We start from the raw sequence: 681 nt of genomic DNA, 5'->3' as shown, positions 1-681 counted from the left end.
AATACTTCCAATTTCACTTCTTCTTCAATTTGAATGTCTTTACAAACAGTGACGCTCACTTGAACCTGGTTTCCAAGGAAGACAGTGTTTAATACAGAGCAGTGAACGGCCGTAATACGACAGAAGACGTTGTCTGCTGTAAATGGTTCAGGGATACAAACCATGTAGACATCATCAAATTGAACAGGTACTTCAAATGAACAAATGTTAGCTTCAGTGTCTTCATTCACAGCGGTTACTGTTAAGAAAACAGTCCACAGCACACGGATCATACCTGGTGCTCCATTAGTCACCTCTAGTACCTCACAAGTAGCATCAGGACCTGGAACCATTGGAGATGTGCAAGTAAAACCTACGTTCACTCCGTCTGCAATCGCGTTGGCAACTTGTGTAGAACACGGCTCTGGAATTGGTGTTTTATTTGTGTACTGATTGACATCCGTAATCCAATCATAAACTTTTTGTGTACGAATACACTCGGGCACCAAATCATTAGGGGTTAGCGTTGGAATTTGTGCCCCCCTGATTGATTTAAAGTTTTTCACACAATCCTACCTTTCCAAATTATTATTTACAGTAATAGCTTATTAAGATAGATGCCCTTGGGGAACCGGTGAGTTAGCCTGTTTTTTCTTGACAGATAAAAGAGCCTATTCTCCACATCCTTTATTTCTTTATTTT

1 pseudogene is annotated in these 681 nt (G+C 40.2%); it reads right to left on the bottom strand.

The window, feature by feature from the left end:
- Nucleotides 1-545: pseudogene (locus tag LD39_RS21590) on the bottom strand (hypothetical protein); the annotation flags it as partial.
- Nucleotides 546-681: the final 136 nt, after the last annotated feature.

It is taken from the genome of Halobacillus sp. BBL2006 (genome assembly GCF_000786645.1).
Lineage (GTDB): Bacteria > Bacillota > Bacilli > Bacillales > Halobacillaceae > Halobacillus.
Note: the sequence above shows the minus strand (reverse complement) of the source record. Positions and strands in the feature narration are given on the sequence as shown.